Here is a 6,212-nt window from a genome sequence, read left to right as displayed (position 1 = left end):
CACTGAGACCGGTCAATCAACCGACCGGTCTCAGCGCAACCGGCCGAAGTCATTGAGCGGGACCTGTCCTGAGTGGGACCTCCTGAGTGGGCCCTCCTGAGTAGGACCTTTCCTGAGTGGGGCCTGTGCCGCCAGCCTTATTGCGGTTAGAGTCAGTAGCGGCCCGCCCGCGGGCCCGGGTGCTCAATGCCGAGCGCCCGAGGACCTCACCGAGGAGATCCGATGCCGCTCGTCAACGACTCGCACGCCTCGTCCGCGCCCTCACCGGTCGGCCCGCCCGGTGCCCCGCAGGCAGGTCTGCCTGCGCTGCCGGCTTCCGTGCCGCCTGCCGCTCCGCCCCAGGTGTCGCCCGCCACTCCGCTCCAGGCACCGCCACCCGCTCCGCCCCAGGCGTCGTCCCCCGCACCCGACCCGGGCCGACACCGTGCCCGGCTCCGCTGGGCCGCCGTCGTCGCAGCCCTGACCGTGCTGGCCCTCCCCGCAGTGGCGGCCGTCCCGGCGTCGGCGTCCGACCAGTCCTCCGACGCCTCCGATGCCTCCAGCACCTCCGACGTCCCCGACGTCCCCGTGATCCCTAATCAGGCCGTCCCGCTCGACGACTTCTACATCCCACCCGCCCCGCTGCCCGACGGCGCGGACGGCGAGATCGTGCGGTGGCGCGAGGAGCCCCGGCAGCTCACCGCCCGCAACTACCTGGTGATGTACCACTCGACTAACGCGACCGGGCAGGACATCCCGGTGACCGGCCGGGTGCTGGTGCCCACCACGCGGTGGCGGGGTGAGGGTCCGCGGCCGATCGTCTCCGTGGCGAGCGGCACGCGCGGCGTCGGCGACACGTGCGCGCCGTCGCGCTGGCTCGACTACGAGCGGCCGTTCATCGAGCCGATGCTGCTGGCCGGCTGGGCCGTGGTGGTGACCGACTACGAGGGGCTCGGCACGCCGGGCGGGCACACCTACGTGGTGGGCCAGTCCGAGGGGCGCACCGTCATCGACATCGTGCGGGCCGCGACGAACCTGCCGGCCACGGGCCTGGAGGCCGGCGGCAAGGTCGCGTTCTCCGGGTACTCCCAGGGCGGCGGGGGAGCGATGTGGGCGGGCGAGCTCCAGCCCGAGTACGCGCCCGAGCTGGACCTGGTGGGCGTCGCGGCGGGCGGCGTGCCCGCCGACCTGACCGAGGTCGCCGAGGGGCTCGACGGGAAGGTCGGGTTCGGGTTCCTCCTGTTCGCGGCCTACGGGCTCGACGCCGCCTACCCGGAGCTGGACCTCGAGTCCTACCTGAACGAACGTGGCCGCGAGACCTACGAGCGCGAGAAGGACGCGTGCGTCGAGGCCACGCTGCCGCACGCGTTCCAGGACATCGGCATGTTCACGACGACGAACCCGCTGCGGTCGCCGCAGTGGCAGGCCCGGCTCGACGAGAACCGGCTCGGCGCCAACCCGCCCGACGTCCCGATCCGGCTCTTCCACGGCACCCTCGACGAGATCGTCGCCCCGGGCCAGGCGCGCGCCCTGCGCGACGAGTACTGCGCCGCGGGCGCGGAGGTCCAGTGGGAGTGGCACCTCGGCGAGCACGTCTCGACGATGGTGACCGGGGCGCCCGGCGTCATCACGTTCCTCGACCGGAGGTTCAAGGACCGGCCCTTCCTGGGGCACTGCTGAGTGCTCTGCTCAGTGCTCTGCTGATCCTGAAGTCCATGCAAAAGCGCAGGTAGGAGCCACTTTTCGCACGACCGACGACGGGCCTGGGGTGATCCCCGGGCCCGTCGTCGCCATGCCGCGTGCCGTTCCCCGGCTGTTCACGCGCGCGTCGCCGTCCGGTTAGTCCGGTTGATGACGATTGCGGAGTACGTGAGCCAGCCGCAAGGCACGAGCAACCGACAACCGAGGGGTTCTGTCATGGCCAACATCAATGTGACCTACCAGCAGATGGAAGATGCGTCGCAGCGCATCAAGCAGGAGTCGGACGACATGCAGGCCAAGCTGGATCAGCTGCGGACGCTGGTCGACAACCTGGTCCAGGACGGCTACGTGACGGACAAGTCCTCCAAGCGCTTCGACGAGTCGTACAAGGAGCTCGACAAGGGTGGCAAGCAGGTCATGGAGGGTCTGACCGGTATCGGTGAGTACCTCAAGCAGGCCGCCGAGGCGCTCCGCAAGACCGACGAAGAGCTCGCGAACGCCCTGAACAAGTAACCGCGATGGCAGACCTGGTCGTCACCAAGGAGGTCCTCGAGGACTCCGCCAAGGATCTCAAGGCCATCAACGACGAGTTCAAGAACATGTCGAAACTGTGGGACGGCGGCGCGATCTGGGGCCACGACATCGTGAAGCAGGCGATGGACGACTTCATCGACGACTGGTGGGTCAAGCGGGAGAAGCTCCAGGACCAGCTCGACAACCTCACGAAGAAGATGGACGAGGCCGCGAAGACCTGGACCGACACCGAGGACCAGCTGGCCTCGACCTTCGACCAGAAGTAGGCGCCCGCCGGCGCCCCGGCAGCAGCCACCGCACCGGCAGCAGCCACCGCCATGTGACAGCAGACATGTGACAGCAGCAGAAGAGGAGACGGATGAGCGCCGCCCGCCAAGGGGAGTGGCCACTGGTCGATCATGACTCGGACCCGGTCCCGGCCGATCCTTCGGAGCTGGACAAGGTGATCGCGCACTACAAGAAGATCTCCGAGGCGATGACCGAGCAGGCAGCCCTGCTCAAGAAGATCGGTGACGGCGACGTCCGTCTCCTCAAGGGACAGTCCGCGGACGCCATGCGCAAGCGCGCCCGCGAGAGTGCCGGGGCGCTCGACAAGGCGGCCGGCCGGTACGCCGACGTGTACTCGGCGCTCGACGCCTACGAGCCGTCGCTGACCACCGCCCGGACCGACACCTGGAACGCCCTGACCGACGCCGAGAAGGCGTCGCGCGAGCTCCAGAACGCGGAAGGTATGCCGGACCCGGTCAACGAGACGAGGCCGGACGACGCCCCGCCGCTGACCGACAAGGACAAGACCGCGTCGTCGGACCGCACGGCAGCGATCGGTGCCGCCAGCTCGAGCCTCGACGGGGCCAAGAAGAAGGTCGCCGACGCCCTCGAGACGCTCAGGGTCGCCGCCGAGACCGCCGCTGCCAAGATCCGGGAGAACTGGAAGGTCGACGACCTGCACACCTCGGGCTGGGACGCCTTCGTGCACCGGCTCAACAAGTTCCTGAAGGCGCTGGTCGAGATCCTCACCTACATCGGGATGGCGCTCGCCGTGCTCTCGCTGCTCGTGCCGGGGCTGGGCTGGGTCACCTTCATGGGCGTCGTGGCCACCGCGATCTCCGTGCTCGCCGGCATCGTCCTGGCCGCTCAGGGAGAGGGCAGCTGGCTCGGCGTCATCCTCGGTGTGGTCAGCCTCGTGGGGATCGGCCTCGCGGCGAAGATGGCGAGCAACCTCAAGGGCGTCCAGGGGCTCGGGCTGACGAAGGGCGGGCCCGCGAAGCTGGAGAGGCTGCAGGTCGACTTCGCGAAGAACCTGCGCCTCCTCAACATCAGCAACAAGAACATGCGGCTGGACGCCAGCAAGATCTTCAGCGAGCGGCTCTCGAAGGTGAGCCTCGAGATCAAGAACATCGCGACGTTCCTCAACAAGACGAGCGTGAGCCCCGGCTGGTGGCACGTCGTCACGAAGCCGAAGTGGGTCTTCAAGTCCGACGTGAGCAGGTTCAAGGCGCAGTTCGCCGACGGTTTCAAGGGCATCCCGGGCAACTACCGGTGGGACCGGCTGATCGGCATCAGCGACATCAAGGACGTGAGCAAGATCGCGGGCAACATCGGCCTGCTCGGCCCGATCTTCCAGATCAAGCCGTGGATGTACATCGGGCCCGTCGCCTACACGCTCAGCTGGATCGGTCGTCCGTTCAGCTTCATGAACCCGTCCTTCCTGAACCCGACCGACATACGGAAGAACAACACCGGCTGGCACGACGCCAACTATTCCGGCCCGACCCTGGAGAACCCGGTCTGATGGCGGACGCCCGATGGACCTGGGAGGTCCACCCGCCCGAGGGCTGGCTGCTCGTCCCCACGGCCGCGACCCTGCCCCCCGACCTGCTCGACGCATGGGAGCGGGAGGTCACCGACCTCGTCCGCGCGTCGTTCGACGACGAACCCGAGACCGACGAGGACCCGGACGGGGTACTGCACTCGCTGCGGGAGCAGGCCGCCGCTGAGTCCGTGGCGAACCTCCGGGCCTTCGCGGACGGCGTGGTCGACGCAGGCGCCCGCGTCGTCGCAGCCCTCGGCGTGCCGGACCAGGCCCCGATCCCGGTCCTGGTCACGGTCGGCCTCGAACCCGTGGACGATCCCGGGGACGACCTCATGACCGCGCTCGGCGGCACCGGCGGTTACCCCGTCGCACCGCCGAAGACGGAGCATCTCGACCTGCCGGACGGCGACGGGCTGCGCGTGACGCGCCTGGACCTCGACCCCGAGACGGGCGGCGCCTGGATGAGCGTCGCCGTCGGCCGGCGGACCGAGCACCCGGACGCCGTGGTCGACACCGTGCTCCAGTGGCGCTCGCAGAACCTGTTCAACGCCCCGGCGATGATCGAGCTGCTCGACGAGCTGCTGCCGGCCGTAAGCATCATCAGGAGCGCACCGTGACCGACCAGCCCCAGCCCGACCAGCCCGTCGACGGCAGGCCGACCGACGCCTGGGCCCTCCTGCTCCCACCTGGCTGGGTGCGCTTCCCGACCGCCGAGGAGCACCTCCGCGAGCTGGACGAGGCGATCGAGGAGGTGGTCGCCCGCGCCCTGCCGGCCGACCTGCCGCGCGACTCGGCCGAACCACACCGGCGGATGCTCGCCGACGGGCTGCGCGCGTCGCTCGCCGACGCGCGCGCCGCCGGGGCCGGGGCGGTGTACCTGCCCACGGAGCCGATGAACGGTGTGATCATCCCCGGGTCGCTCACCGAGCTCGAGCTGGTGAGCGACCCGGGCAGCAACCCGCTCGAGGTGGTCGCGGAGGTCCTTGCCGACGGCTACGAGGAGAGCCAGCTCGTCGAGATCGACGGCCGGCCCGGCGTGCGCGTCGTCGAGACCACCCTCGACGCGCATCCCGACGGAGATCTCCCCGTGGCGTCGACCCGCCAGGTCGTGTACGTCGTGTCCCGCGACCAGGCGGACGGCGAGTGGCTGCTCCTGTCGTTCAGCACCGTCTGGAACAGCGAGGAGGGCGAGAAGCTCGCCGAGGCACTCGTCTTCTTCTTCGACGCCGTCATGACCACCTTCCGGTGGGTCGGCCCCGGCGCGAACCCCCTGAACCTGCCCGAGCCGAACCTGCCCGAGCCGAACCTGCCCGAGCCGAGCGCCCCCGGCGCCGCGCCCGACGTGACGGGCGTGGCCCGGTGACGGCGGACCGCCGGGAGACGGGACCGGCCGACGGGAAGCCGACCGACAAGTGGGCCTTCCTGCTTCCTGCCGGCTGGGCGCGGTTCCCGACCGGGGACGGGCGCGGGCACCAGCTGGACGACGCGGTGGACCAGGTGGTCGCGCGGACGTTCCCGGACCCGTTCCCGGACCCGGCGGCGCGAGCCGACGCGGACTCGCACCGGAAGGTGCTGCGGGACTCGCTGCGCGAAGCGTTCGGCGCGGCAGGCACCGGTGCGGTGTACCTCCCGACCGCGACGATGGCGGGGATGGCCATCCCCGCCTCCATCGTCGAGACCGAGCTCTTCGGCGTCGTCGGGCAGAGCCCGGTCGAGGTGGCGGCGAGCATCCTGGGCGACGCGCACGAGGAGAGCTCGTCCGTCGAGCTCGACGGACGTCCGGGCGTTCGCCTGGCGAGCACGGTGGGCGAGGTGGCGTGGGCGGACGGGCGACCGGTGGCCGGGACGCGCCAGGTCACGTACGTCGTCTCGCGGGACGAGGCCGCCGGGGACTGGCTGGTGCTGTCCTTCGGCGCCGTCTGGGACACGCCCGGCACCGAGCGGCTCGCCGGGGTCCTGGTCGAGTTCTTCGACGCGGTCATGGCCACCTTCCGCTGGACCGGAGCGGGTGCCGAACCGGTGGGTCTGCCGGAGCGCACGGTCCCGGGATCCGCATGATCATCCGCATGATCAGACCCGCGCTATCCCTTGGATCGGTCAACAACGCAGGCCTCCTCGCAAAGTCACCCGAAGTTCACCCACCGAGGGTCCGGTTCGTGTACGATCGCGCTGTTTTCCACGAGGC

General features: G+C 70.1%; 7 protein-coding genes. All 7 read left to right on the top strand.

Going from position 1 to position 6,212, the window contains the following annotated elements:
• Positions 1-222 precede the first annotated feature (222 nt).
• The 7 genes from ACFU5G_RS16165 (at position 223) to ACFU5G_RS16135 (ending at position 6,085) form a co-directional block, all read left to right on the top strand.
• On the top strand, positions 223-1,659 hold the full coding sequence (locus ACFU5G_RS16165; RefSeq protein WP_377246546.1) for a lipase family protein: 1,437 nt from the start codon (positions 223-225) through the stop codon (positions 1,657-1,659).
• A 237-nt stretch (positions 1,660-1,896) separates the two neighbouring features.
• Positions 1,897-2,193 carry a WXG100 family type VII secretion target gene (locus ACFU5G_RS16160; RefSeq protein ID WP_377246543.1) on the top strand — a complete coding sequence of 99 codons (297 nt, stop codon included), beginning with the start codon at positions 1,897-1,899 and terminating at the stop codon, positions 2,191-2,193.
• 5 nt (positions 2,194-2,198) lie between these two features.
• Entirely contained in the window at positions 2,199-2,480 is a 282-nt protein-coding gene (locus ACFU5G_RS16155; RefSeq protein ID WP_377246540.1) for a hypothetical protein, read from the top strand.
• 92 nt (positions 2,481-2,572) lie between these two features.
• The gene (locus ACFU5G_RS16150) at positions 2,573-4,006 is read left to right on the top strand and encodes a hypothetical protein (protein ID WP_377246537.1); all 1,434 of its coding nucleotides are present in this window, start codon (positions 2,573-2,575) and stop codon (positions 4,004-4,006) included.
• Positions 4,006-4,644: a hypothetical protein gene (locus ACFU5G_RS16145; RefSeq protein ID WP_377246534.1), complete on the top strand. Its 639-nt coding sequence runs from the start codon at positions 4,006-4,008 to the stop codon at positions 4,642-4,644. The genes ACFU5G_RS16150 and ACFU5G_RS16145 overlap by 1 nt, the downstream gene beginning before the upstream one ends.
• Positions 4,641-5,390 carry a hypothetical protein gene (locus ACFU5G_RS16140; RefSeq protein WP_377246531.1) on the top strand — a complete coding sequence of 250 codons (750 nt, stop codon included), beginning with the start codon at positions 4,641-4,643 and terminating at the stop codon, positions 5,388-5,390. Before ACFU5G_RS16145 ends, ACFU5G_RS16140 begins: the two co-directional genes overlap by 4 nt.
• Entirely contained in the window at positions 5,387-6,085 is a 699-nt protein-coding gene (locus tag ACFU5G_RS16135; RefSeq protein ID WP_377246528.1) for a hypothetical protein, read from the top strand. The genes ACFU5G_RS16140 and ACFU5G_RS16135 overlap by 4 nt, the downstream gene beginning before the upstream one ends.
• The last annotated feature ends 127 nt before the right edge of the window (positions 6,086-6,212 follow it).

The sequence above is a fragment of the Promicromonospora sp. NPDC057488 genome (assembly GCF_042802395.1).
In the GTDB taxonomy this organism is placed as follows: domain Bacteria; phylum Actinomycetota; class Actinomycetes; order Actinomycetales; family Cellulomonadaceae; genus Promicromonospora.
Note: the sequence above shows the minus strand (reverse complement) of the source record. Positions and strands in the feature narration are given on the sequence as shown.

Bases quoted from the DNA above. Each gene is read 5' to 3' on its own strand.
- ACFU5G_RS16160 (WP_377246543.1), top strand. From the start codon at position 1,897: ATGGCCAACATCAATGTGACCTACCAGCAGATGGAAGATGCGTCGCAG.
- ACFU5G_RS16155 (WP_377246540.1), top strand. From the start codon at position 2,199: ATGGCAGACCTGGTCGTCACCAAGGAGGTCCTCGAGGACTCCGCCAAG.
- ACFU5G_RS16165 (WP_377246546.1), top strand. From the start codon at position 223: ATGCCGCTCGTCAACGACTCGCACGCCTCGTCCGCGCCCTCACCGGTC.
- ACFU5G_RS16145 (WP_377246534.1), top strand. From the start codon at position 4,006: ATGGCGGACGCCCGATGGACCTGGGAGGTCCACCCGCCCGAGGGCTGG.
- ACFU5G_RS16150 (WP_377246537.1), top strand. From the start codon at position 2,573: ATGAGCGCCGCCCGCCAAGGGGAGTGGCCACTGGTCGATCATGACTCG.